Source organism: Exiguobacterium sp. RIT341 (assembly GCF_000632205.1).
GTDB lineage: Bacteria > Bacillota > Bacilli > Exiguobacteriales > Exiguobacteriaceae > Exiguobacterium_A.
Genome location: NZ_JFYW01000001.1, coordinates 1,521,735 through 1,546,458, shown reverse-complemented (window position 1 = coordinate 1,546,458; position 24,724 = coordinate 1,521,735). Strand labels below are relative to the sequence as shown.

Here is a 24,724-nt window from a genome sequence, read left to right as displayed (position 1 = left end):
ACAGTATAAAAGTTATGAATTGTGTTTTATCTTACGGTAAGAACAGAAGGACGTCAAGGAAAAGTTAGAAAATTCCAAACGAGCAAAGGATTCGTCTTTCAGAAACGGAATTGTTACAGTGAAGAAGTATATTGAATGAGGAGGTCATGAATCATGTCAGAACAACGTATCGTATTAGCGGAACGACCAAACGGAAAACCAACAGGGGAAACATTCCGTTATGAATCATTTGAGTTAGCAGATTTACGAGAAGGGCAAGTCGCACTGGAGTCACTCTATATCTCAGTCGATCCATATATGCGGGGACGTATGAACGATACGCGTTCTTATTCGCAACCGTTTGAGATTGATGAACCGATTCACGGGGGTGTCGTAGCGCGTGTCATCGAGTCTAAAAGTGAGGCGCTCAAGTCAGGTGATGTCGTCGTGGGGATGCTCGATTGGGCAACGAAAGCAGTCGTCGATGCGAAAAGTGTCCGTAAAATCGATGAGCAGATCGCTCCGATCTCAACAGCGCTCGGTGTTCTCGGAATGACAGGGATGACGGCGTATTTCGGGTTGCTTGATATCGGGAATCCACAGCCAGGAGAAACTGTTGTCGTATCGGCAGCAGCAGGGGCTGTTGGATCGATCGTTGGTCAAATCGCTAAAATCAAAGGTGCACGAGTAGTTGGGATTGCAGGAAGTGACGAAAAGTTACAGCACTTAAAAGGAGATCTTGGTTTTGACGAAGTCATCAACTACAAAACGGAAGACATCCGGAAAGCATTAGACCGGACGTGTCCAGACGGCATCGATGTTTATTTTGAAAATGTCGGTGGAGAGATCGGCGATGCGGTTCTGGATCGGCTTAATCCATTCGCGCGAGTACCGGTCTGCGGCGCTATTTCTGGGTATAACGCACAACAGGACATCGGTCCACGTGTTCAATCGAAATTAATCATTGCGCGTGCGCGCATGCAAGGTTTCTTAGTGGGGGATTATGGCAAACGATTCAAGGAAGCGGCTGAGCAACTCGGTCAATGGGTCAGTGAAGGGAAATTACGATATGAAGAGACGATCTTTGAAGGCTTCGATCGTGTACCAGATGCTTTCCTCGGATTATTCGATGGCTCGAACACAGGGAAACTATTAGTAAAAGTTAAGTAATACGCCAAAAGAGGTTGCGGAATTATTCCGCAACCTCTTTTTTATGGCATGAGATTCATGAATCCTTTTGATCGCGCTTGAGTTCTTCTGGATCTGGATCCGGATGTTGTGTTTCCGCAGGCTTGATTCCGGGATCTGATGTCTCAGCTGGATCAGGGTCCGGGTGAAGACCAACGTCTGCCTTTTCATCTGGTAAATCATGATTTTTTTCGTTTAACATGTCCAGTCATCTCCTTTTATCAGTACGTAGTAATGTTTCCCCGTTTTTTAAATCCAAAACAATGAGAGTGCATAAGAGTCGTTTTCGAAAACGCGTAAATGATTTCCACGGACAAGAAAGCGAAACCGGTCGATTTCCTAGGAAATACAGGTTGACTGAAATGGAATGTAAGGAAAATCCAAAAAAGCTTCACTAAGTCTTTACAAAAACCTTGCAAGTCCTTCAAGTAGCCTTTGAATTGCTTCCGTAGACTAAAAAAGAGTTGAAAAGAGGAAGGGTGTTTACGTGTGAGTGATCAAAAATGGAAACGACAAATCATGCAACAACTAAATTGGGTTCGCGAAGAGAAAAAACGGCTCACAAGCGACACGACAGCAAGTAAAGAGTCACTCGAAAAACTTCGTCAGCTGGACGTCTTGCGTCTGCCAACGGTTCGAACTTCTAAAAACACGACGACACGTTATCAACAAAATAGCCAAGCGTCATTACTAGATCAATTGGATGTCTCACATATTCCGGTACGGACGACGACGCGTTATTATGAAAAACGACCAATCGAGATGGCAATCGTCTGCTCGGAATTCATGTATGCCTATTATGAAGATGCCGTTCATCTCCATTATGTCAATGCGAACACATTCGAAGAAGTTTTCGAGCGCGAGATTGATCTCTTTTTGGTCGTATCTTCATGGAAAGGATTACGAGGGGATGATTGGAAAGGTGTCGCCACACCAAATTCAAAGAAACGCCAACGGTTACTTTCGATGATGCAGGAAGTCAAAGCTAAAGGAATTCCAGTCGTCTTTCAATCGACGGAAGACCCGAGTAACCATGAACGGTTTCAAGACGTGGCTCAAGCTGCCAATTATGTCCTGACTTCAGATGAGGCGATGATTCCTGAATATCGTGTTTTATGTGGACATGATCGAATCATGGCGATGCCGTTTGGAGTCAATCCATTGATTCACAATCCGATTGGAGCGACACGTAGCCGAAAGAAGGGCGTTTTATTCGCCGGTAGCTGGATGGCGAAATATCCGGAGCGTGTGAAAGATACGGAGATGTTGTTTGATGGGGTCATGCAGTCTTCGCACGAACTCGATATCGTGGACCGGAATTATCATCTCGACTTACCAGCCTATCAGTTTCCGGAACGCTATCAATCACGGGTCGCACCAGCGATTCCTTATGATGCCTTACAACAAGTCAGTAAATGTTATGACTGGGTCCTGAACCTAAATAGCATCAAATATAGTAAGACGATGTGTGCCCGTCGCGTCTATGAATCGCAAGCACTCGGTAATTTGATCCTGTCGAATTACAGTATCGCCGTCAACAACGAGTTTCCGAACATCTTCACCATACATGACGCACAGGAGGCGACGGCGATCGTAGAACGCACATCGCAAGAAGAAATCGAACGTTTACGAGCAGAAGGACTTCGTGCCGTCATGACGGAGCATACAGTCTTCGAACGGATGGATCAGATTCTAGCGTTCATTGGACGAGTACCTGAAACACGAAAACATCGTTTACTAATCGTTGTCGCTCAGGATGGGGAAGTCATTCGTGACGTGATCAATCGTCAAAGTCTCACACCAGACGAAATCGTCTCAGCGGATGCATTGACGGAGCAAACCTATGATCAAGCGGATCTCGTTGCTTGGATGGATGGGCATGAATCCTACGGTGAATATTATTTAGAGGACCTCGTGAATGGCTTTAAATATAGCGATGCCAGCGTTGTCCGAAAGGGGAGCCAACATCCATATCATCTACATGAGATGAGCGGTAGCCGAAACGGTGCGATTATCTGGCGGTCAGATATCGGATATGACGCGTTTCAAGCAGGTGAATTGAACGGAAAAACGCTGTTGCTCGATCAATTTGAGTGGAACGAGCAGACAGTAGTTCCGACGGATCACACACCGCAACTGTCGGTCGTTGTTCCCATCTATAACAATGGGAAACATCTCACGTATAAATGCTTCGCCAGTCTAACACGGATGGATCGATTCATGGAGTCAGAGATTTTACTCGTAGATGATGGATCGACGGACATAGAGGCACGTCAAGCCGTAGAACGTCTCGCGCGACGTTATGGCAATGTCAGAACCTATTTCTTCGAGACAGGTGGTAGTGGTAGTGCTTCGCGTCCTCGCAACAAGGGAGTCGAGATGGCACGAGCTGACTATGTGACGTTCCTTGATCCAGATAACGAGGTACTCAGCGATCGTTATGCCTTTTTGCTTCAGGAATTAGAGAACGATCCATCACTTGATTTTGTAGCGGGTCATATGAAAAAACTTGCCGAGAAGACGAGTATCATCGCCTTGCCGACGATTCGCAAACAAGGACGAACGGTTTGTGAAGATCCAAAAGCTTTTCTATTGAAACATCGCTTTGCGGTACAAAGCATTCAAGCACTCGTCGTCCGTCGTACCTTCTTGCTCGAACATCAATTGGAACAGGTCGTCGGTGCAGTCGGTCAGGACTCCTTGTTTTTCCAGGAATTGATGCTTCGCGCCAATCGTGTCTTACTCGTCAATCGGGTCATCCATTATTATTATGCAGCAGTTGCAGGATCGACTGTGAATGCATTGACGATGAAATTTTTTGAACGCAGTGTTGTCCGAGAACGGGCACGAGCTGAGAAATTCGCTCGTTATGGAGTGCTTGAGGAATACAAGGAAACACGATTCGAGCATTTCTTCGAGCATTGGTATCTCGTTAAATTACGCTACTGCAGTGATAAGGATTTCGCACCAAGTGTCGCATTGTTGCGCACAATCATTGGTTTCTATGAGCCGATCACATTGACGAACCCGTTGATCCGTCGATTCATGGAGCTTGCAGACCGTCAGGAGACAGATCGCCTTCAACATCTATTACTTGAGGAGGTGCAGAAATGACGGCATCGATGAAGACAGCACGACCAAAAGATCAAATCCGAGCAGCTTACTACGATCAATTAGGGGGGGGATTCGGTAAAAAAGTGCGCGCGCGTGTTCACTGGATCGTTCGACAAGCAAAAGGGGAGCACATTTTAGATATCGGTTGTTCCGGTGGAGTTGTTCCGATTTTGCTTGGACGGGAAGGGAAACATGTCGTCGGAATCGATGTCTTACCAGAAGCGATTACTGAAGCCAAACAAGCATTGCTTGAGGAACCGGCATCCGTAAAGGAAAAAGTGGAATTACATGAAGCGAATGTCATGACGTATACACCTGACATTCAATTCGACACAGTCTTGATGACGGAAGTATTGGAACATATCGGGGAGCCGGAACGCTTCATCGCTCGTGCCGTCTCGTTCATCGCACCAGAAGGACGACTCGTCATCACAGTTCCATTTGGAGTGAACGATTATGCGGATCACAAACGGACGTATTATTTAAATCGACTGCTTGAACAGTTGACGCCCTTCGGTAAAATCGAGACGGTCGAGCGGCTTGATAAGTGGCTTGGAATCACGATTCAAGTCTATCCTGAACCACGAGATGGTCGAGCAATTGTACCAACGGAAGTCGAATGGCTCGAGGATGCCTTTGAAGAAGTGGAACGATTGCATCTCGCAACGATCATTGACTTAAAGCGCAAGCAACAGACTCTAGAACGAAAAGTTCAACGGTTAGCGGAACAAACAGATTTATTCGAGCAGGCACAAGCGGAATCACTACGTCATGAACAGCAACTACAGGAACAGCGTGAACAATATAAGATGCTCGAAGAACAATATGCCGCACTTCTTGATCGATTCGAAGCGTCATTGGTGTCAAATCTAGAATTGTTGGAGGTGAATGCATCATGGAAATCAAAATACCGCTCACTCGCGCGTTCAAAGCTCGGAAAAATCGTCGTCCGCTACTGGAAGTTCCGACGTCAACTCAAACAGCGCCGGAGTCGTCGATGAACGTCTTGATGATTTGTCAAAATTTCTATCCGGAAATTGGCAGTGCGGCAAACCGAATGAAGAATATCTTCAAGCGGATGGAACAAGCGGGAAGTGACGTTCATGTCCTGACGTCAGAACCGCTTTATCCGACGGCAGAACTCTATACGGACTCGATGTTCTGGGATGAACCGAGCCTCGACACGGCACATGTGACTCGTATCCAACCGCGTGACGTCCGGGCGACGAATAATTTATGGCGGCGCCTTCGCTTGTTCGTGGAACAATTCGTACTTGCGGTGAAAGAGGTTCGACATGATCCAAAATCCTACGCCTACATCTATGCGACGACGCCGTCTATCTTCATGGGGCTCGTCGGGGTCGTCGCGAAACATGTCAAAAAGGCTCCTTTGATTCTTGATGTGCGTGATTTATGGCCAGAATCGTTGATTGGCGTCGGCATTACGAAATCGCGTCTCTTATTGACTCCGCTCTACTGGCTTGAAAAGTGGATGTATCGACAGGCGGATCAATTGGTCATCAACAGTGAAGGTTTTCGATCGTATATCGAAGGACGAGGCATTGCACCGGAAAAAATTCATTATATCCCGAACTCGATCGAGGAAAACGAGTGGTTAATCAAACGTCGAAAAGTATCGGAACAAGTTCGCGTCGTGTATACAGGGAATATCGGACTCGCGCAAGATGTATTCTTGTTACTCGATGTCGCACAGGAACTTCAACAAGAACAGGATATCTGCTTTCAAGTCGTCGGTTACGGCTATCACAAACAAACGTTCGAACGACTCGTCAAGGAACGTGGATTGACGAATATCGAGTTTCTTGACGCGATGCCACGCTGGGATGCGTTGAAACAACTCGCGAAGAGTGACATCGCCTTTGCGACACTCGTCGAGAGTACAGCGTTCGATACAGTGACACCAGGAAAGATCATCGACTACATGGCGATGGGCTGTGCCATCGTCGGTGCGGTATCAGGTCATGCGGCGCATGTCATCGAAGAAGCAGGAGCCGGTTATGTGTCTGTCCAGCGGAAAAAAGAGGAGATCGTCGATCATATTCTCGAGTTATCACGAAATCCAGAGAAACGTGCAACGATGGGACGGGCGGGTGTGGATTACGTCCAACGCCATTTCGATTGGGAACAAAATGAACAGCGCTTGTTTGAAGCCATCGAACAAACGCAGTCACGAAAGGCGGTCGCAGAATGAAGCGCATTGGAATGTTTGTTTGGAATCCTTTTACGAATGACGCCCGTGTCTTACGTGAATGTACGGCACTCGTCGAAGCAGGACACCGCGTGGACCTATACTGTCTAAATGACGGCACACTTCCAGAAGTCGAATACCCGATGTCGGGGTTTCGCGTCATTCGAATCGACCGGACGCCACCTTTTGCAAGGTGGCTCCTGTTCTTTCGCAAACGAAAAAAACGGACACTTGCTATCGGAGTGATTGGTGCGCTTCTTGCACCTTGGCTCATTCCCGTGATGATCGTGCTCTTTTTGCTCATGCGAAGTCGATTCATCCGTTACGCCCTGTACAACAGTTTTGGCATTCTTCGCATGACACGTGCTGCCCGGAAGCATAATTACGACGTCATGCATGCGAATGATGTCAATACATTACCGCAAGCGATTGGGGCGGCACGTGGTACAAAAATCGTCTATGATTCACATGAAGTCCAAACCGATCGGACAGGTTATGGTAGCATGCAAGGGAAATTAGAACGCTGGTTGCTTCGATTCGTCGACCAGACCATCGTTGAAAATGACACGCGTGCAGATTATCATCAAAAATTATATGGAACCAGACCATCCGTCTTGCACAATTATCCGTTTTACGAACCGATTATTCCGCAACCGCGACCGTTACGCGAAGAGTTAGCACTTGCATCAGATGAGCCGATTTTATTATATCAAGGCGGGATCCAGGAAGGACGTGGACTGGAGCGACTCATTGAAGCGATGCCGTTCATCGATCGAGGAACACTTATTTTCGTTGGAGATGGAAAGTTAAAAGGGAAACTGATGCAACTGGCCACGCAATCATCGGAAAAGTCTCGTATCCGCTTCATTGATAAGGTTCCGCTTGCTGAACTACCCAGTTACACGGCAGCGGCGACGGTCGGCTTTCAAGTCCTCCAGAACGTTTGCTTCAATCATTATTCCGCTTCTTCGAATAAACTATTCGAATACATGGCGGCGTTGATTCCTGTCATCGCGGCAGACTTACCGGAAATCCGTCGTGTCGTCGAAACAGAAGGAATCGGTTTGATCGTCGATGTCGAATCGCCGCATAGTATCGCCGAGGCGGTCAATCGTCTAGTGAAGGATAAGAGCTTGCTCGGAGTGATGCAGGAGCGAGCAAGCGTAGCAAGGAGACAATACAACTGGGAGCAAGAAAAAGGCCGACTTCTTGCTGTCTATGACTCGATTTTCATGGAATCTGGGACAAAATAAGAAAAATAGTCAACGACTCGAAGGGAAATCCACGTGGAATGAAGGTGGATTCTTGACGGGTCGTTTTGTTTGATATGAATGGCAACGAAGTATTCGTGAAAGCTTCATAAGATTTACAAAAACAATAGAAAACGCTGGAAATGTAAGGTCTGTGAAGAATGGTTTAAGAGATGGTTAGAAGCATTGGAAAGCAAAGGAAATGTCGTTATGGTCTAGTTACAGCCAAGCCACAGACCGTTCGTTGGCTAGTATGACTAACTCGATGGAGGAATGACAAAATGAAACTTTGCACAATCGGACTAGGATATATTGGATTACCTTCTTCGGCGATGTTCGCGGATCACGGCACGGAGGTCGTCGGTGTCGACATCGATCCACACATCGTCAATCTTCTGAACACGGGAACGATTCATATTGAGGAACCAGGACTCGAGGATGTCATCAAACGAGTCGTCGCTAACGGAAAATTCCGAGCGACACTTACGCCAGAACGAGCAGATGTCTTTTTAATCGCCGTCCCGACGCCGAACTTGAACGATACGTATAAATCATGTGATTTAAAATACGTCGTGTCAGCCGTCAACAACATGTTGCCGTTCCTTGAAAAAGGAAACGTCGTCATCGTTGAATCGACGATCGCGCCACGCACTATGGACGATCATGTTCGTCCACTGATTGAAGAAGCCGGCTTTACGATCGGTGAAGACGTCTATGTCGTTCATTGCCCAGAGCGTGTGTTACCAGGGCAGATCTTACACGAACTCGTTCATAACAACCGGATCGTTGGAGGATTGACACCGGCATGTGCAGAGGTAGGAGCAGCCGTCTATGAAACATTCGTTCAAGGAGAAATCGTTCGGACCGACGCGAAGACAGCCGAAATGTCGAAATTGATGGAAAATACGTTCCGTGATGTCAACATCGCACTGGCAAATGAATTGACGCAAGTATGTCACCAGCTTGAGATCAACGTCTTAGATGTCATCGAGATGGCAAACATGCACCCACGTGTGAACTTGCATCATCCAGGACCGGGTGTAGGTGGTCACTGTCTCGCAGTCGATCCGTACTTCATCGTCGCAAAAGTCCCATCACTTGCACGCATCATTCATACGGCACGACAAACGAACGTCCAAATGCCACAATTCGTCGCTGAACAAGCCGCTCGTCTCGTCGGTTCACGTGTTCGTCCAAAAATCGCTGTGTTCGGTGTGACGTATAAAGGAAATGTTGACGATATGCGCGAGAGCCCAGCTGTCGAAGTCATTGAACAATTGCTCGATCGTGGACTCGATGTCGCGGTCTGTGATCCACACGTCGAGCATTCCATCTCGACACGCTTTGAACTCGTTGATGAAATCGAAGCGATCCAAGACGCCGATCTAGCACTCGTCTTAGTCGACCACGATGAGTTCAAACAATTCGATTCACGTCGTTTCGCAAACTACATGCGGACACCGTTACTCTTCGATACAAAAGGAATTGTCCGTGAACTCGATGCGGTCAAGGTCCTCAACTTCGGTAACTTGCATACGCACCGCGTGACGGAAGTGGATGCAAAAGCAATATGAACGCGTTACGAACGATTGGAGGGGAGCTGAAAGATCATCTGTATCTGATCTTTCGGCTGTCACTCTATGAAACAAAAAGTCAGTATAGCATGCAGTATTTAGGTTGGTTTTGGGAGATCATGACGCCACTCCTCCAGATCGGGGTGTACTGGGTCGTCTTTGGTTTTGGAATCCGTGGTGGACATCCTGTCGACGGAATTCCATTCGTCTTTTGGCTCGTTAGTGGACTGATCGCATGGTTCTTCATCGGAAGCACGATTCCAAGTGGATCACGGTCGATCTACGGTCGGGTCGCGCTCGTCTCTAAAATGCATTTTCCGTTGAGTACGATTCCGGCATATGTCATTTTGGCTCAATTCTATCGACATCTTGCGATGATTGCCCTGACGATCGTTTTAGGAAGTGCATTTGGTTACTTCCCAGGATGGCATACGCTCGAACTGTTTTATATCGTTCCAGCCGGCGTCATCTTTCTTTATGCCGTCTCGTTGTTATTGTCGGCTCTTGCTACGATGATCCGAGACGTCCAGAACATGGTGACATCCGCGATAAGGATGCTGATGTATTTAACGCCGATCATGTGGATTCCCCCAGAACATTCACTGTTTAAGATGCTATTGATGTTGAATCCACTCGTCTATTTGATTGAGGGGTACCGCTCCGCCTTGATCGGAACCGGTTACTTGATGGATCACATCTGGTATGGCGCTTATTTTTGGAGTGTGACACTCGGTATCCTGCTCGTCGGAGCAGCGGTCCATATTCGTTTCCGACGCTACTTCATTGATTATGTATAGGAGGAAAGACGATGAGTCACGTCGTGTTTGAGAACGTTTCAAAACGGTACATGCTCTATGAGCGTCCAATCGATAAATTAAAGGAAGTGCTCTTTGGAAAAGTGAGCGGAAAATCCTTTTATGCGCTCAAAAATGTCTCCTTCTCTGTTGAAGAGGGAGAAATCGTGGGTGTCGTAGGCATCAACGGTAGTGGGAAATCAACGTTATCCCATTTACTTGCTAACGTCACACCGCCTACGTATGGATGTGTCACGCTAGGAGGAAAATCAGCACTGATTGCCATCTCAAGTGGATTGAACAGTCAACTGACAGGTCGCGATAACATCGAGCTCAAAGGATTGATGATGGGACTGACCAAACGGCAAATCGAGGAGATCACACCGGAAATTCTCGAATTCGCGGATATCGGAGAGTTCATCGATCAGCCAGTCAAAACCTATTCGAGTGGGATGCGGGCACGTCTCGGTTTTGCTATCTCGATCAATATCAATCCGGATATCTTGATCATCGATGAAGCCTTATCTGTCGGCGATCAAACATTTACGGAGAAGTGTCTCGATAAGATGCGCGAATTCCGGGATCAAGGAAAAACGATTTTTTTCGTCAGCCATTCTTTGAATCAAGTCAAAAGCTTTTGTACGAAGATCCTTTGGCTGGAATACGGTGAAGTGCGTTTATTTGGTCCAACGAATGAAACACTCGCGGAATACAATAAATATTTATATTGGTACAAACAGTTATCCAAAAAGCAAGCCACTCACTATGTTTCGAAAAAACGAACCGGTCGAATCGGTGACATTGAGCAACAGATGAGAGGCGAGACGATCGAACGATCGTCATGAAATGAGATAGGGGATGAAGTAGATGAAACGTGTCATGCTCGTATTCGGAACACGACCTGAGGCCATTAAGATGGCACCTGTCGTAAAAGCACTTGAAAACCGCCCAGACGTCGAACCGATTGTCGTCGTAACGGCGCAACACCGGGAAATGCTTGATCAGGTACTCGAATTGTTCCAGATCACTCCGGACCATGACTTGGATTTGATGCGTCCGCGTCAAACGTTAGAGGAGATGACGGCACGTATTCTGAATGCGATGCGTCGTGTCCTCGAAAAGGAACAGCCGGATCTCGTTCTTGTCCATGGGGATACGACGACGACGTTCGCTGCTTCGTTAGCGGCATTCTATCAACAGATTCCAGTCGGTCATGTCGAAGCAGGACTGCGGACATATGAAAAGTATGCACCGTTTCCGGAAGAGATGAATCGTCAATTGACAGGTGTGTTGGCGGATTATCATTTTGCTCCAACCGAACAAGCGGCGATGAATTTACGTGCTGAGAACAAACAGACACCAATCATCGTAACGGGTAATACGGTCATTGATGCACTTAAGACAACCGTTTCTGCTAGCTATACGCATCCTGTTCTGACACGACTTGAGAAGTCGGGGCGAAAACTCGTCTTGCTGACGGTTCATCGTCGTGAGAACCATTTACAACTGGCAACGATTTTTGAAGCGATTGAACAGTTGGCAAATGATCATCCGGAAATAGAAATCGTTTATCCAGTCCATCCGAATCCAGTCGTGCTAGAAGCAGCAGCTCGCCTAGAGCATCATCCACGGATTCAGTTGATTGAGCCGCTTGATGTCTTTGATTTCCACAACCTGGCAGCTCGTGCTTCCTTCATCCTGACAGATTCAGGTGGGATTCAAGAAGAAGCGCCTTCACTCGGTGTTCCCGTTCTTGTCTTACGGGAGACGACGGAACGACCTGAAGGCGTCGAAGCAGGAACCTTGAAACTGGTCGGTACGAATCCAGAGCATATCTATGCGATGAGCCATCAATTATTGACGGACGAAATCTTCTATCAATCGATGGCGCAAGCCGCGAATCCGTATGGCGATGGACAGGCAGCAGAACGAATCGTCGATGCGATCATGAGTGAGGTACCGGTATGAATAAGGAGCTGACCGTCGCGAGCTATCAGTTTTTTCCGTTCGGTACTCAGGAAAAGATTTTGCTCGAAGATGCAGCGCCGGGGGTGTGTTTTGATTTTCAGGATGCGATAGCGACTGACAAACTGTATCTGCAACTGTTCGATCAAGGCTTTCAACATCCGCCTTCAAAACTGTATCGAAAAGATGCTGAACTGATAGGTGACATCATTCAGGTAACGTGCCGTTTTGAAGTGGCGGAACCATGTCTCGTTCAAGTATTCAAGATGCAGTATGGGCAAAAGAAGCGGATGGTCTCTGAGACGGAGCATCTGACGTTGACGAATGAGACGATCGTCCAGTTCGAGATGGAGCGTGTGCCAGGAGCGGTTTATTTCAAAATGGCCTGGAAGTTTTTAAACGAAGGGAGCTTCCGGGTCCATCTCCGCGAACTCGCCATCGCGCAATACGTCAAGGCAGAGGAGGAAGCAACCTATGCTGTTTAGTTCGACGATTTTTTTATTTTTGTTCTTGCCGACAGTACTGCTCGTGTACTACGTGTTGCCTCGGACATTCCGTAACGGCTGGCTGTTAGTTGCCAGCCTGTTCTTTTATGCATTCGGAGAACCACGCTTTGCCTTACTGATGCTACTCAGCGTCACGATCAATTACTTCTTTGCCTTATTCGTTGATTTCTACCGGCAACATGTCGGAGTGAAGTGGATCATGTTCAGCATGATCGTCGTCAACCTTGGATTGCTCGGTTGGTTTAAGTACAGCGGATTTTTCGTCCGCTCCGTCAACGAATCGTTTGGTCTGAGTTGGTTCGTTCCAGAAGTCGTCTTACCGCTTGGAATTTCCTTTTATACATTCCATGCGATGAGTTACGTCATCGACATTTATAAAGGGAAGGAAGCGGTGCAAAAGAATCCACTCGACCTTGCCCTTTATATCGCGTTTTTCCCGCAACTCGTCGCGGGGCCAATTGTCCGCTACAACACGATTGCGAGTCAGATCGAATCTCGTCAAGAGACGGTATCTGATTTTGCACGGGGTGTTCGCCGCTTTACGATTGGTCTATCAAAAAAATTGATTCTTGCGAACGGATGTGGTCAGGTCGCAGACGCTGTTTTTAATATGAAAGACCTTTCGATGGGGCTAGCATGGATTGGAATCATCGCTTATGCCTTACAGATCTATTTTGATTTTTCGGGCTATAGCGATATGGCAATTGGTTTAGCACTGATGTTCGGATTTCATTTCTTGGAGAACTTCAACTACCCATATATTTCAAAATCCGTGTCAGAATTTTGGCGTCGATGGCATATTTCGCTCGGCTCTTGGTTCCGCGACTATGTTTATATTCCGTTAGGGGGAAACCGTGTATCGCCGTGGCGGCAGTATCGAAATCTGGCGATCGTCTGGATGTTGACGGGCCTTTGGCATGGTGCGAGTTGGACATTCGTCGCGTGGGGCGCATATTACGGAGTTTGGATCATGCTCGAGAAGGCATTTCTCGGGAGATGGCTCGAGCGTATGCCTGTCGTCTCGACAGTCTGGACGCTCATCCTCGTGCTCGTCGGTTGGGTCTTTTTCCGCTCAGAGACGTTTCCAGAAGCCGTTATGTATATTCAAGCAATGTTCGTACCGGATGTGCTATGGGATGAACGGGCGAGTTACCAACTCGTTCAGAACGGAGTCCTACTACTTGTCGCGTGTATCGCTGCGACACCGATTCCGAAGTATCTCGGAGAACGTGTCGTCGTCTCTCTCGGGAAGATCGGAACGACGATGCAGTATGGGTACGCCATGTTGATGTTGTTCCTTGCGACATCGGCACTCGTTGCGAGCACGTTTAATCCGTTCATCTATTTCCGGTTCTAAAAAGGAGGACTATCCATGGAGCAGCCATTGATGAAAACGCAACAGGAGACGAATCAAACACCTTCTTTCGAGCGAATCATGATGTGGGTGACGACTGTCAGTTTTATTCTCGTCTTACTGACGATTGGACTCGGAACGCTTGTCCGGGAAGACCGTGTCCGGTCCCAGCTGGAAAATCGTACACTTGCCCAGTCCGTTGAGCCCACCGTCGAGGGAATCGCGACAGGCAAGGATATGCTCAAAATGGAGACCTATTTCACGGATCAATTACTGTTGCGAGGAACGTTCGTCGAGATACAGGCGCTTTTATCAAAAGATGTCTTTCGACAGCCGTTTCGTAATGGCATTTATACGGCAAAAAACGATTATATGATTGAACCGAGTGCATCAGGAAACGTAAAAATTCCGCAAGCATTCAAACAATTCGTTGGAGAAGTCGATCGTCCGGTCTATATGGCGTTAGCACCGTCTAAAACCGTCATCGCAGAACGGGACAAACTAATTCCGTCTTATGTCGCTTCCAATGCAAACGAGCGCTATGAAAAAATGGTACGAGACTTTCAAGCGGCGGGGATGACCAATCTTTCTTTGCAAGGATTGAAGTTAAGTGACTACTTTAAGACAGATCATCACTGGAACATCGACGGTGCAACAGAAGCTTACCAAGTCATCACGAAAAGAATGGGACTGTCAACGACGTTACCTGAGACGAAGTGGCGGAAGGAAGATCAACACGCCTACTATGGATCATTAGCACGAAAAACGACGCTCTCCTATGCGGCGTCCGGTGACCGTCTAGATTATTATGCTCCTGCGTTCTTCAACGGCATCGATGTTTGTTATGAAGGGAAATGTGGACGTCCTGTCATTGATGAATCATTCGTCAAACAAGAAGGTGATTATGTCGATCGATATGAAGTATTTCTTCGCGGAAACCACGACATCATGTCAATGAAGTCAGCGGCGAATCGAAATCGCCCGACGATTTTGGTTTTAAAGGATTCGTTTGCAAATCCTGTGTTACCATTGCTTGCGAAAAGTGCCAACTTAGAAGTCGTGGATATTCGATACGTTCCAAAATCATTTGATGTTTCCCGATTTGCCAAACAAAAGCAGATCGATTCGGTGCTGTTTCTGCACAACTCGAACATTGCCGGTTTGATGAAGACGTACGAGGACAAATTGTGAAGGAGAACAGAGTATGAAATCACGCATCGATAAACGAAGACCTCCGATCCTCTGTCGCGTCATCAGTGCGCTTCTGCTCGTGATCGTCTTGATTGCTAGCGCTTCGACGGGACTGGCATTTTTAAAAATCCAACAGACGGCGCATTCCTTTTTACAACCGTTGGGTGGGGAAAAAGCAAAGCCACTCGCATCGATGAAGCCAGTCAATGTCCTCTTGATTGGCGTCGACGAGCGAAAGAATGATAAGGGACGGGCAGATGCCATCATGTTGCTCTCGTTTAACCCGAAAACGAAGCAAGCAACTTCTTTGTCCATTCCACGCGACATGCAAGTTACGATACCGACAGGTGAGAAGACGAAAATCAATCATACGTATGCCTATGGTGGTGTGAAGGAGACGGTCGAGACGGTGGAACAAACGTTTGATGTCGATATCCCATATTACGCTAAGATCAATATGGATGGGTTGATTGAATTGGTTGATGCTGTTGGTGGTGTCACAGTGGATAATCCATCCGCCTTCAGCTGGAACGACCGTCGTTTACAAAAGGAGTATAAAAAAGGAAAGATTCATTTAACTGGTCTAGAAGCAAGTGGTTACGCACGTATGCGAAAACAAGATCCACTCGGCGATATGGGCAGACAGATTCGGCAACGTCAAGTTTTAGAAGCCGTCGGTGCTAAACTGGCTGGACCTCGTTTACTGACCAAGATGGAAGAAATCACGATTGTCATGAAGCATAATTTCGCGACGAACATCGGTTTTGACGTGGCGGCACAACTTGCTCAAGAAAATCAGCCGGGATTCAAACAGCTGAAACCATTAAAGCTAGACGGAGAAGGCTATATCGCAAACGATGGGGTATGGTACTTCTTTGCATCGGATGAATCCATGAGACAAACGAAAGCCAAGATTCATGCCATCCTCGCGTCTTCTTAAACCCGGTAAAAAGGACTGTCTACCACACGGACGGTTCTTTTTTTGTTGTTTTCCATCCAACCGAATCACTTTGGTTCAAAAGTCTTATTTTCTGTTCGAATCATCAAATAGGCTTTGACAGGACTTGTAAACGGATGCAAAATGAAAACGATTACATAACAAAGGAGATGGCTATCGTATGAAACGCATAAGATCCGTTTGTATCGTTGCGCTAACGTTTGCACTAATATTTAGTGGACTGTCTTTATCCGGTCAAGCACTGGAAAAAGGAAAGTCTACATTGGTCATCATTCACTACAAGGAAGACCCGAATGCCACGAAGGATTGGAACCTGTGGTTATGGACAAATGGTCCGGATTATTTTCCGAATAAAGCACATGCCTTTAATGGTGAAGATGCTTACGGAAAAATCGCAGCCTATGAATTTCCAGTCGATCAGCCGGAAAAAGTCGGCTTCATCGTGCGAGATGATAACTGGAACAAGGATGGGGGATCTGAGAACGATCGTTTCATCACGAAAGATATGATTAAAAACGGAATTGCTGAAATCTGGATCGAGTCGGGAAGCAAGGATATCTCGACGGTCAATCCGACTAATGGAGCAGACGTCGAAAAAATCGACACGAATATCCACTATTATCGGTATGACAATGATTATGATAAATACGGCGTCTGGTCTTGGCCGGAAGCGCAAGATGGCAAACGATTCGAATTCGATCAGCAGGATGAGTTCGGTGCCATTGCCAAAGTAACGCTTGATAACCCAACGAAAGCACGTCTTGCAGGCGTCATTCCTCATCTTGAGGGCTGGTCGGAAAAAGACGGAGCCGATCGTTTCTTTTATGCAGGTGCGAAGGACATCTGGTTGATCGAAGGGGACCAGACAGTGTACTACAGCAAACCGGAAATTGATCGGACGCCAAAAATCACGAGCTTTTTGGCTGATGACTTCCGGACGATGACGCTTAAAACGAATACACCGATGAGGGCAGAAGACTTAAAGGCATTTACGTTCGAAGGTGTGACGAATCCAGTCGTATCAGCGATCGATGCCAAGACGGCGAAAGTCGAAGTCGCTTCTGATATCGATTTAGCAAAAGTCGTCCGCGTGACGCATCCTGTTTTTGGAGAAGCAGTTCTTGAAGCAGGGAAGGTACTGCGTTCGAAAGCATTCGATCAAAAGTATGCCTATGGTGGTAAGCTCGGCGTCGACTATCAGAAATCGAAGACGACATTCAAGGTCTGGGCGCCGACAGCGCAAGCCGTTGAACTCGAGTTATATCGTTTACCGAAACAACAAGCAGCTACGACAAAAGATATCACGCGTGAAATCCAGATGAAACGGACGAATCGTGGTGTCTATCAAGTGACGGTCAAGGGTGATCTTGACGGTGTCGGTTACACATATGAAGTCAAACACGCAAAAGAATCGACGCGTGCCGTTGATCCGTATGCGACAGCGGTCGCTGTTAACGGAGACCAAGGTGTCGTCGTTGATTTACGCGAGACGGATCCAAAACGCTGGACGAATGGGAAAATGCCACTTCGTCACGCAACAGACGCGATCATTTATGAATCACATGTCCGTGATCTATCGATATTTGATGTGACGAATTCAGGTTACGATTCAGGTATCAAACAAAAAGGAAAATATCTTGGTGTCATCGAGCCAGGTACACGTTTAACGAAGGATGGAAAAAAAACGAAGACAAAGACGGGACTCGATCACTTAAAGGAACTTGGTATCACGCACGTCCAGTTCATTCCTGTTTATGATTTCAATACAGCGTCCGTCGATGAGACGAATCCGCTTAAATCATACAACTGGGGTTATGATCCGAAGAACTACAATGCACCAGAAGGATCGTATGCGACAAATCCATATGATCCAAAAGTCCGGATCACGGAAATGAAACAGATGATCCAAGGACTCCATGACAATGGTCTACGTGCCGTCATGGACGTCGTCTATAACCACATGTTTGACGCCAAAGCATCAAATCTTGATAAGATCGTACCGGGTTACTACTACCGCTATACAGAAGGCGGCGATTTAGCGAACGGTACAGGTGTCGGGAATGATACAGCCTCTGAACGTCAAATGATGCATAAACTAATCGTTGATTCTGTCTCGTACTGGGCAAAGGAATACCACTGGGATGGCTTCCGCTTCGACTTGATGGGCATTCACGACGTCAAGACGATGAACGCTGTCAAACAGGCGACGAAGCGAATTGATCCGTCGATTCTAGTGTTCGGAGAAGGGTGGAGCCTCGGAACTCCTCTTCCAGATTCAGAGAAAGCAAACCAAACGAACACAAAACAAATGCCGGGAATCGGACATTTCAACGACAACCTGCGCGATGCGCTCAAAGGTAGTGTCTTCGAAGACACGGATGCTGGATTCATCAACGGGAAAGCGGGTCTTGAGACACGTATCAAACGTGGTATCGTCGGCGAGATTGCTTACGATAAAGACATTCAAGGATTTACGCAAGAACCAGATCAAGCGATCACGTACGTTGAAGCACATGATAACCATACCCTCTGGGATAAGTTGAACCTGACGAATCCACAAGACAATGACGCAACGAAGACGAAGATGCACCGTCTAGCTTCAAGTATTTTGCTGACGTCACAAGGAACGACGTTCATCCATGCAGGTCAGGACTTCATGCGGACAAAAGGTGGCGATCATAACTCATATAAATCACCGGACTCTGTCAACCAGCTCGATTGGAAACGGAAGATGGATCGTCAACAAGACGTCGATTATATGACAGGATTAATCGAATTACGCAAGAAGAACCCTGCACTTCACTTAGCAACAGCGAAAGATATCCGTCGTTACTTGACGTTTGAAGCAGCACCGGCACAAGTCATTGCGTATCGACTAGATGACGACGCTCCACAACAGAAGAACGATTTATATGTCATTCACAATGCAAATCGAACAGTAGTTGACATGAAGCTACCGAAAGGGAAATGGAAGCTTCTCGTAGATGGTAAACAAGCAGGAACAAAAACGATCCGCACTGTTTCAGGTACGGTTCGTGTTGAGGGACTCAGCTCGTTCGTCTTAGCAAAATAATCAAACAAACGACAAAGGACGTTCCGCAAACTGCGGAACGTCCTTTCTTGGAGTAAGAGACATACGATTACGCATAGCGTTCATCGGTTTCTTCGCCTTCTTTGAGGTTACCTTCTTCTGATTTCGAGACGATGACGGCACATGCTGCGTCACCCGTGATATTGACGGCTGTACGCATCATATCCAGAAGACGATCGACACCGATGATCAAAGCGATCCCTTCTACGGGTAAATTGACCGACTGAAGAACCATCGTTAGCATGACGAGACCGACACCCGGAACACCAGCTGTTCCGACCGATGCGAGAACAGCTGTCAGAACGACCGTCGCAAGTTGCCCAGGTGTTAAATCAACCGCATAGACTTGCGCGATGAAAACAGTCGCAACTCCTTGCATGATCGCCGTACCGTCCATGTTGATCGTCGCACCGAGCGGTTGGACGAAACTTGAGACGGAGCGTGGAACTTTCAGCTCTTTTTGAGCCGTTTGCATCGCGACAGGAAGTGTTGCGTTCGACGAAGACGTCGAGAAAGCAAATAACATGACAGGTGCGAACTTTTTAAAGAAGAAGAACGGATTCATCTTCCCAAGAAGTGAGACGGTTGAACCGTACGTCAATAAAGAATGGATAATTAAAGATAAAACGACAACTAACATGTAGAAGAACATGGCTTTAATTGAAGACCATCCTTGTGAGCCAACTGCCGATGCAATCAAAGCGAACGCACCGAGCGGGGCCATCTTCATGACGAGCGTGATCAAGTACGTCATCAATTCGTTCCCTTGTTCGACGAATGTCCGTAACGTCGAAACTTTTTTACCAAGGAACGTGATTCCAAAACCGACGAACACACTGAAAACGATGATTTGTAGCATGTTGCCTTCCGCCATCGACGTGATCGGGTTCGTCGGGAACATACCGACGATTGTATTGATCAAGCTCGTATCTGGTAGATTGCCGTTATCGTATTCAAGACCTTGTGTCTCGAAGTTACCGAACGTACCCGGTTTAATCAATAATGACAAACCGAGAGCGATGACGATCGCGACAGCCGTCGTCGTCATGAAGTAAGTAATCGCTTTTCCACCGACTCGACCCAATTCTTTTGGATTACCGAGTCCCATGACGCCGAGGGTGATCGAGAAGAAGACGATCGGTACGACGAGCATCTTGATCAGGTTCAAGAATATCGTCCCGATCGGTTGTAGAGCATATTTATTCAATCCCTCATAAATCGACTTATCGGGCAATGCAGCGAGGATGATTCCGAGAATCAATCCGAGGATAAGTCCGAAAATGATACGTTTTGCTTCTTTCATACGTGATGTCACACTCCTTTGTTTGATAATTGTCTATATTTTGACATATCATCACCCTTTTTGACAAAACATTTTAAAAAATGCAGGGTAACGCTTACAAAAAAGTTTCTGAATTTTGATGCAGGAATGATCAGATTTTGTTGTCAAACGGATGCAAGCATGAGAGGATAGAAAAGAACAAAAAGGAACAGCGTAGGGTACAGAAAAGTCGCTTGAATCAACTGTTGACCAAATTGTATATTCCTACTATAATGTTGTATGACGTGTCTGACACGTTTCCTTTAGTCGGTAATATCGGAGGGAGGGAAAACTAGTGGAAACTCGTGTACGTAAAAATGAATCACTTGAAGACGCACTTCGTCGCTTCAAACGTGGTGTTTCAAAAGATGGTACGCTTGCAGAAGTTCGTAAACGTAAACACTACGAAAAGCCAAGTGTAAAACGTAAGCTTAAATCGGAGGCTGCGCGTAAGCGTAAGAAGTTCTAACGTTAGAGAGGGTGTATCCTCATGAGTCTTCAGGAGCGTTTGACAGCGGATATGAAAGATGCCATGCGTCTTCGTGAAAAAGATCGTCTTACGACGATTCGCATGGTGAAATCATCGCTGCAAAATGAAACGATCAAACTCGGTAAGCAAGAATTGACAGACGAGGAAGAATTAACGATTCTTTCACGTGAAATGAAGCAGCGCAACGACTCCCTCCGAGAATTCGAAAGCGCTGGTCGTCACGATCTCGTCGAGAAAATTCAAGCAGAGATTGTCGTGCTCGAAGCTTATATGCCAAAACAGCTTTCCGAGGAAGAAGTACAGGAAATCGTCGACGCAGCTATTGCGCAGACGGGTGCCTCTGCTCCTTCGGATATGGGGAAAGTAATGGGTGTCGTCATGCCGCAGCTTAAGGGCAAGGCAGACGGTGCCTTAATTAATCGACTCGTCAAACAACGTCTCGCTTAATACATGGAAAGGTGTCCCGAGGGACACCTTTTTTTGTCGTTCCTGTCACGTTTTTAAAGTTTCTTGATGAATTCAGAATAGTCATGAAACCTTTTTGTTTTGAAAGCGTATATAATTGTAGTAACGAATCAAAGTGCAAAAGAAGTAGCTTCTGACACGAATGAAAAGGGGTGAACGTACGCATGACGTTTAGCTTAGGGATGATTTTGACGGTCTTCATGATCGGGGTACTCATGTTACTGGTTGAAATATTCGTCACAGGGTTTGGAATCTTTGGCGTCCTTGGGATCGGTGCTGTCCTTGCTAGCTTGATTATGGCAGGTGCGACCGTCGGACAAGTCGGTTTAGCCGTTGGGCTTGCAGTTTTTCTGTCACTTGCGGCCGGGTTCTGGGCGTATCGCAGAATAAAATCAAATCAGTCATTGCTTTGGAGAGGTTTGATTTTGACGGATTCTACATCGTCTGAAAAGGGCTACCTTTCTCATCAAGACAAAGTACAACTGTTAGGACAAGAAGGAGTCAGTCTGACACCATTACGTCCGTCAGGAACGATTGAAATCGATGGGAACCGAATCGATGCCGTTACAGAAGGAACCTTCATTCAAGCGGGGGAAACGATCGTTGTAAAAGAAGTGACGCACGGACGCGTCATTGTTAGAGTCCAACATACGAAGGAGGAGTCCCACACATGACACCTGAATTATTGACCGTATTACTCATATCTGGAGGAATCTTAATTTTCCTCGCTATTTTCTTCACGCTCGTCCCGATTCCACTCTGGATTAGCTCGCTCGCAGCAGGCGTACGCGTATCAATCTTTACATTAGTCGGGATGCGTCTTCGTCGAGTAACACCATCAAAAATCGTCAATCCGTTGATCAAGGCAGTTAAAGCGGGATTGAACTTGAATACGAACCAACTGGAAAGTCATTTCCTTGCAGGGGGTAACGTTGACCGTGTCGTCAATGCCTTGATTGCAGCACACCGGGCGAATATCGAGCTGAGCTTCGAACGCGCAGCGGCGATTGATCTTGCTGGTCGTAATGTTTTAGAAGCTGTTCAAATGTCGGTTAACCCAAAAGTCATCGAAACACCGTTCATCGCCGGTGTCGCGATGAATGGGATTGAAGTGAAAGCGAAAGCCCGGATCACGGTACGTGCGAATATTGATCGTCTCGTCGGTGGTGCTGGGGAAGAAACAGTTATCGCGCGTGTTGGTGAGGGCGTCATCTCAACCATCGGATCATGTAATGACCAAAAAGAAGTACTTGAGAATCCAGAAATGATCTCACGGACAGTACTTGCAAAAGGACTCGATTCAGGAACGGCGTTTGAAATTCTCTCGATCGATATCGCGGACATTGATATTGGTAAGAACATCGGTGCGGTCCTTCAAACGGATCAAGCGGAAGCAGATAAGAACATTGCGCAAGCGAAGGCGGAAGAGCGTCGCGCAATGGCGATCGCAAGCGAACAAGAGATGAAATCACGTGTTGAAGAGATGCGAGCGAAGGTTGTCGCTGCTGAAGCGGAAGTACCACTTGCTATCGCAGAAGCGATGCGTGACGGAAATTTTGGCGTCATGGATTATGCGAACTACTTGAACGTGACAGCCGATACGAAAATGCGTCAAGCAATCGGTGGACAATCATCACCACATGACTCACAGTAAAGGGTGAGACGGTATGGATATCATATGGGTCGGATTGATGATCGCATTCGGTGTCATCTCCGTCATCTCAAAAGCAGCAGATAAAAAACCGAAGCAGACGAACCGGACACCTTCAAAAGAGTTCGGGGAGTATGTGAAGCAAATGGTCGAACAGGTGGATACGGTTCGACAAGAGACGACACCTCCACCTGTCGTTCGTAAAAAAGCACCTGCGAAGAAACAACCTGGGGTAACCCAAACGAAAGCACGACCAGTTCATGAACGAACGGAATTGCAACAACGTTTGGACCAACGTCAGAAACAACATTCGAAAAAAGGGGTGCCTTCTTCGAGTATTGGTGAAATCAAAGACAGCGTCGCAGACGGTGCTATTGGAACATCGAGTCGTTCGGCATCAGCAACGACGCTTTCGCAAGACGAAATGCGACGTGCGATCGTCTGGAGTGAGGTTCTCGGAGCGCCTGTCTCTAAACGAAAACGATGATGGTTGGACAGGAAGTCGATCCTACGAAACGTGTAGGATCGACTCTTTTTGTTTTCCAAAAGGTGGAAACGGGTTTTTCTTTCCATCTTTTCGGTGGAAGTGCTAAAGTGGAAGAGATTAGATATGAAGCGATGACAACTTGTTATCCATGACTAGGAGGCCATTCACAACGTGATATTCAACGAAAGAATCCCATTTGCATTTTCGAATTCAGAACAGATTCAAGCATTCGTCGGTCCGAATGACGCAGTCTTACGTACGATGGAAGCGGAACTTGAAGTCCAGCTTACACATCGAGGAGATGAGCTGTTGGCACAATCCGAACAGGAACAGTCTGTGATCTTGGCAGGACAAGTCGTTGGTGTCCTGAAGCAACTCGTCAATCGTGGAGCTGTTTTGACGGAGCGTGACGCAACGAGCGCCATTCAACTTGCACGTCAAGATCGGGTGGATGAACTACTGGAACTTTACGATACGGTCATCCATACGAATCATAAAGGAAAACCACTTCGTGCGAAAACGCTCGGTCAAGCACGTTACGTCCGCGGAATTGATCGCTGTGATTTGACATTTGGTATTGGACCAGCGGGGACTGGAAAAACATATCTCGCAGTCGTGATGGCTGCAAAAGCACTGAAGGAAGGACATGTCAAACGACTCGTCCTGACGCGTCCAGCAGTAGAAGCAGGAGAGAATCTTGGATTTCTTCCTGGTGATCTTAAAGAAAAAGTTGATCCATATCTACGTCCTCTATACGATGCGTTACACGACGTCCTTGGTGTCGAACATACGGCTCGACTACTTGAGCGTGGTGTCATCGAAATTGCGCCACTCGCTTATATGCGTGGGCGGACACTTGAACATGCCTTTGTCATTCTAGATGAAGCGCAAAACACGACACGTGAACAAATGAAGATGTTCCTGACACGTCTTGGTTTTCATTCGAAGATGATCGTCACAGGCGATTTGACACAAGTTGATCTTCCGCGCGGAAAAACGTCTGGTCTACAAGAAGCATTGCATCTGCTCGGAAATGTCAAAGGCATTCATTTCGAACACTTCGGCTCAGCTGATGTCGTGCGTCACCCACTTGTCCGGAAAATCGTTGATGCTTACAGTCAGGAATTGACATAAGCC

At 46.9% G+C, this 24,724-nt stretch carries 21 protein-coding genes and 1 pseudogene; 20 read left to right on the top strand and 2 right to left on the bottom strand.

The window, feature by feature from the left end; genetic code table 11:
- Positions 1-153: 153 nt before the first annotated feature.
- Entirely contained in the window at positions 154-1,149 is a 996-nt protein-coding gene (locus tag BW42_RS08065) for an NADP-dependent oxidoreductase (protein ID WP_035409255.1), read from the top strand.
- Positions 1,150-1,204: 55 nt separating this feature from the next.
- On the opposite strand, the gene BW42_RS16430 is transcribed toward BW42_RS08065, so the two are convergent.
- Positions 1,205-1,369: a hypothetical protein gene (locus BW42_RS16430; protein ID WP_197026223.1), complete on the bottom strand. Its 165-nt coding sequence runs from the start codon at positions 1,367-1,369 to the stop codon at positions 1,205-1,207.
- Positions 1,370-1,656: 287 nt separating this feature from the next.
- On the opposite strand from BW42_RS16430, the gene BW42_RS08060 reads away from it, so the two are divergent.
- The 13 genes and pseudogenes from BW42_RS08060 (at position 1,657) to pulA (ending at position 19,155) form a co-directional block, all read left to right on the top strand.
- Positions 1,657-4,281, top strand: a complete 2,625-nt coding sequence (locus BW42_RS08060; RefSeq protein WP_035409253.1) for a glycosyltransferase — start codon at positions 1,657-1,659, stop codon at positions 4,279-4,281.
- On the top strand, positions 4,278-5,282 hold the full coding sequence (locus BW42_RS08055) for a bifunctional 2-polyprenyl-6-hydroxyphenol methylase/3-demethylubiquinol 3-O-methyltransferase UbiG (protein WP_035409251.1): 1,005 nt from the start codon (positions 4,278-4,280) through the stop codon (positions 5,280-5,282). Before BW42_RS08060 ends, BW42_RS08055 begins: the two co-directional genes overlap by 4 nt.
- On the top strand, positions 5,177-6,493 hold the full coding sequence (locus BW42_RS08050; protein WP_231496879.1) for a glycosyltransferase family 4 protein: 1,317 nt from the start codon (positions 5,177-5,179) through the stop codon (positions 6,491-6,493). The genes BW42_RS08055 and BW42_RS08050 overlap by 106 nt, the downstream gene beginning before the upstream one ends.
- Positions 6,490-7,743 (top strand): glycosyltransferase, encoded by a 1,254-nt coding sequence (locus BW42_RS08045; protein WP_035409247.1) that lies wholly within the window; start codon positions 6,490-6,492, stop codon positions 7,741-7,743. Before BW42_RS08050 ends, BW42_RS08045 begins: the two co-directional genes overlap by 4 nt.
- A gap of 278 nt (positions 7,744-8,021) precedes the next feature.
- On the top strand, positions 8,022-9,314 hold the full coding sequence (locus BW42_RS08040; protein WP_035409245.1) for a nucleotide sugar dehydrogenase: 1,293 nt from the start codon (positions 8,022-8,024) through the stop codon (positions 9,312-9,314).
- Entirely contained in the window at positions 9,311-10,111 is an 801-nt protein-coding gene (locus BW42_RS08035; protein WP_035409242.1) for an ABC transporter permease, read from the top strand. The genes BW42_RS08040 and BW42_RS08035 overlap by 4 nt, the downstream gene beginning before the upstream one ends.
- Before the next feature lie 11 nt (positions 10,112-10,122).
- Positions 10,123-10,863: pseudogene (gene tagH, locus BW42_RS08030) on the top strand (teichoic acids export ABC transporter ATP-binding subunit TagH); the annotation flags it as partial.
- Between the two features lie 112 nt (positions 10,864-10,975).
- Positions 10,976-12,076 carry a non-hydrolyzing UDP-N-acetylglucosamine 2-epimerase gene (gene wecB, locus BW42_RS08025; protein WP_035409238.1) on the top strand — a complete coding sequence of 367 codons (1,101 nt, stop codon included), beginning with the start codon at positions 10,976-10,978 and terminating at the stop codon, positions 12,074-12,076.
- A complete protein-coding gene (locus BW42_RS08020) occupies positions 12,073-12,558 on the top strand; it encodes a hypothetical protein (RefSeq protein WP_035409236.1) in 486 nt (161 codons plus the stop codon). The genes wecB and BW42_RS08020 overlap by 4 nt, the downstream gene beginning before the upstream one ends.
- Positions 12,548-13,936 carry an MBOAT family protein gene (locus BW42_RS08015; protein ID WP_035409233.1) on the top strand — a complete coding sequence of 463 codons (1,389 nt, stop codon included), beginning with the start codon at positions 12,548-12,550 and terminating at the stop codon, positions 13,934-13,936. The genes BW42_RS08020 and BW42_RS08015 overlap by 11 nt, the downstream gene beginning before the upstream one ends.
- Before the next feature lie 15 nt (positions 13,937-13,951).
- On the top strand, positions 13,952-15,124 hold the full coding sequence (locus BW42_RS08010) for a DHHW family protein (protein ID WP_035409231.1): 1,173 nt from the start codon (positions 13,952-13,954) through the stop codon (positions 15,122-15,124).
- A gap of 13 nt (positions 15,125-15,137) precedes the next feature.
- Positions 15,138-16,064: an LCP family protein gene (locus BW42_RS08005; protein ID WP_035409229.1), complete on the top strand. Its 927-nt coding sequence runs from the start codon at positions 15,138-15,140 to the stop codon at positions 16,062-16,064.
- 178 nt (positions 16,065-16,242) lie between these two features.
- Positions 16,243-19,155, top strand: a complete 2,913-nt coding sequence (gene pulA / locus BW42_RS08000; protein ID WP_035409228.1) for a type I pullulanase — start codon at positions 16,243-16,245, stop codon at positions 19,153-19,155.
- 67 nt (positions 19,156-19,222) lie between these two features.
- Here the strand turns inward: pulA and BW42_RS07995 are convergent, their stop codons facing one another.
- On the bottom strand, positions 19,223-20,476 hold the full coding sequence (locus BW42_RS07995; protein ID WP_035409227.1) for a dicarboxylate/amino acid:cation symporter: 1,254 nt from the start codon (positions 20,474-20,476) through the stop codon (positions 19,223-19,225).
- A gap of 313 nt (positions 20,477-20,789) precedes the next feature.
- Here BW42_RS07995 and rpsU point away from each other — a divergent pair, with 313 nt between their 5' ends.
- The 6 genes from rpsU to BW42_RS07965 all read left to right on the top strand — a co-directional run bounded on the left by rpsU (position 20,790) and on the right by BW42_RS07965 (position 24,721).
- Entirely contained in the window at positions 20,790-20,963 is a 174-nt protein-coding gene (gene rpsU / locus BW42_RS07990) for a 30S ribosomal protein S21 (RefSeq protein WP_012369719.1), read from the top strand.
- A 21-nt stretch (positions 20,964-20,984) separates the two neighbouring features.
- Positions 20,985-21,431 (top strand): GatB/YqeY domain-containing protein, encoded by a 447-nt coding sequence (locus BW42_RS07985; protein ID WP_035409225.1) that lies wholly within the window; start codon positions 20,985-20,987, stop codon positions 21,429-21,431.
- A gap of 182 nt (positions 21,432-21,613) precedes the next feature.
- On the top strand, positions 21,614-22,123 hold the full coding sequence (locus BW42_RS07980; RefSeq protein WP_035409223.1) for an NfeD family protein: 510 nt from the start codon (positions 21,614-21,616) through the stop codon (positions 22,121-22,123).
- A complete protein-coding gene (gene floA, locus BW42_RS07975; RefSeq protein ID WP_035409222.1) occupies positions 22,120-23,103 on the top strand; it encodes a flotillin-like protein FloA in 984 nt (327 codons plus the stop codon). Before BW42_RS07980 ends, floA begins: the two co-directional genes overlap by 4 nt.
- A gap of 13 nt (positions 23,104-23,116) precedes the next feature.
- Positions 23,117-23,587 carry a hypothetical protein gene (locus BW42_RS07970; protein WP_035409220.1) on the top strand — a complete coding sequence of 157 codons (471 nt, stop codon included), beginning with the start codon at positions 23,117-23,119 and terminating at the stop codon, positions 23,585-23,587.
- A 171-nt stretch (positions 23,588-23,758) separates the two neighbouring features.
- Positions 23,759-24,721, top strand: coding sequence for a PhoH family protein (locus tag BW42_RS07965; protein WP_052019074.1), 963 nt, complete (start codon positions 23,759-23,761; stop codon positions 24,719-24,721).
- Positions 24,722-24,724: the final 3 nt, after the last annotated feature.

Coding starts and splice junctions, on each gene's coding strand:
- BW42_RS08065 (WP_035409255.1), top strand. CDS start 154: ATGTCAGAACAACGTATCGTATTAGCGGAACGACCAAACGGAAAACCA.
- BW42_RS16430 (WP_197026223.1), bottom strand. CDS start 1,369: ATGTTAAACGAAAAAAATCATGATTTACCAGATGAAAAGGCAGACGTT.
- BW42_RS08055 (WP_035409251.1), top strand. CDS start 4,278: ATGACGGCATCGATGAAGACAGCACGACCAAAAGATCAAATCCGAGCA.
- BW42_RS08050 (WP_231496879.1), top strand. CDS start 5,177: ATGGAAATCAAAATACCGCTCACTCGCGCGTTCAAAGCTCGGAAAAAT.
- BW42_RS08045 (WP_035409247.1), top strand. CDS start 6,490: ATGAAGCGCATTGGAATGTTTGTTTGGAATCCTTTTACGAATGACGCC.
- BW42_RS08040 (WP_035409245.1), top strand. CDS start 8,022: ATGAAACTTTGCACAATCGGACTAGGATATATTGGATTACCTTCTTCG.
- BW42_RS08035 (WP_035409242.1), top strand. CDS start 9,311: ATGAACGCGTTACGAACGATTGGAGGGGAGCTGAAAGATCATCTGTAT.
- wecB (WP_035409238.1), top strand. CDS start 10,976: ATGAAACGTGTCATGCTCGTATTCGGAACACGACCTGAGGCCATTAAG.
- BW42_RS08020 (WP_035409236.1), top strand. CDS start 12,073: ATGAATAAGGAGCTGACCGTCGCGAGCTATCAGTTTTTTCCGTTCGGT.
- BW42_RS08015 (WP_035409233.1), top strand. CDS start 12,548: ATGCTGTTTAGTTCGACGATTTTTTTATTTTTGTTCTTGCCGACAGTA.
- BW42_RS08010 (WP_035409231.1), top strand. CDS start 13,952: ATGGAGCAGCCATTGATGAAAACGCAACAGGAGACGAATCAAACACCT.
- BW42_RS08005 (WP_035409229.1), top strand. CDS start 15,138: ATGAAATCACGCATCGATAAACGAAGACCTCCGATCCTCTGTCGCGTC.
- pulA (WP_035409228.1), top strand. CDS start 16,243: ATGAAACGCATAAGATCCGTTTGTATCGTTGCGCTAACGTTTGCACTA.
- BW42_RS07995 (WP_035409227.1), bottom strand. CDS start 20,476: ATGAAAGAAGCAAAACGTATCATTTTCGGACTTATCCTCGGATTGATT.
- BW42_RS07985 (WP_035409225.1), top strand. CDS start 20,985: ATGAGTCTTCAGGAGCGTTTGACAGCGGATATGAAAGATGCCATGCGT.
- BW42_RS07980 (WP_035409223.1), top strand. CDS start 21,614: ATGACGTTTAGCTTAGGGATGATTTTGACGGTCTTCATGATCGGGGTA.
- floA (WP_035409222.1), top strand. CDS start 22,120: ATGACACCTGAATTATTGACCGTATTACTCATATCTGGAGGAATCTTA.
- BW42_RS07970 (WP_035409220.1), top strand. CDS start 23,117: ATGGATATCATATGGGTCGGATTGATGATCGCATTCGGTGTCATCTCC.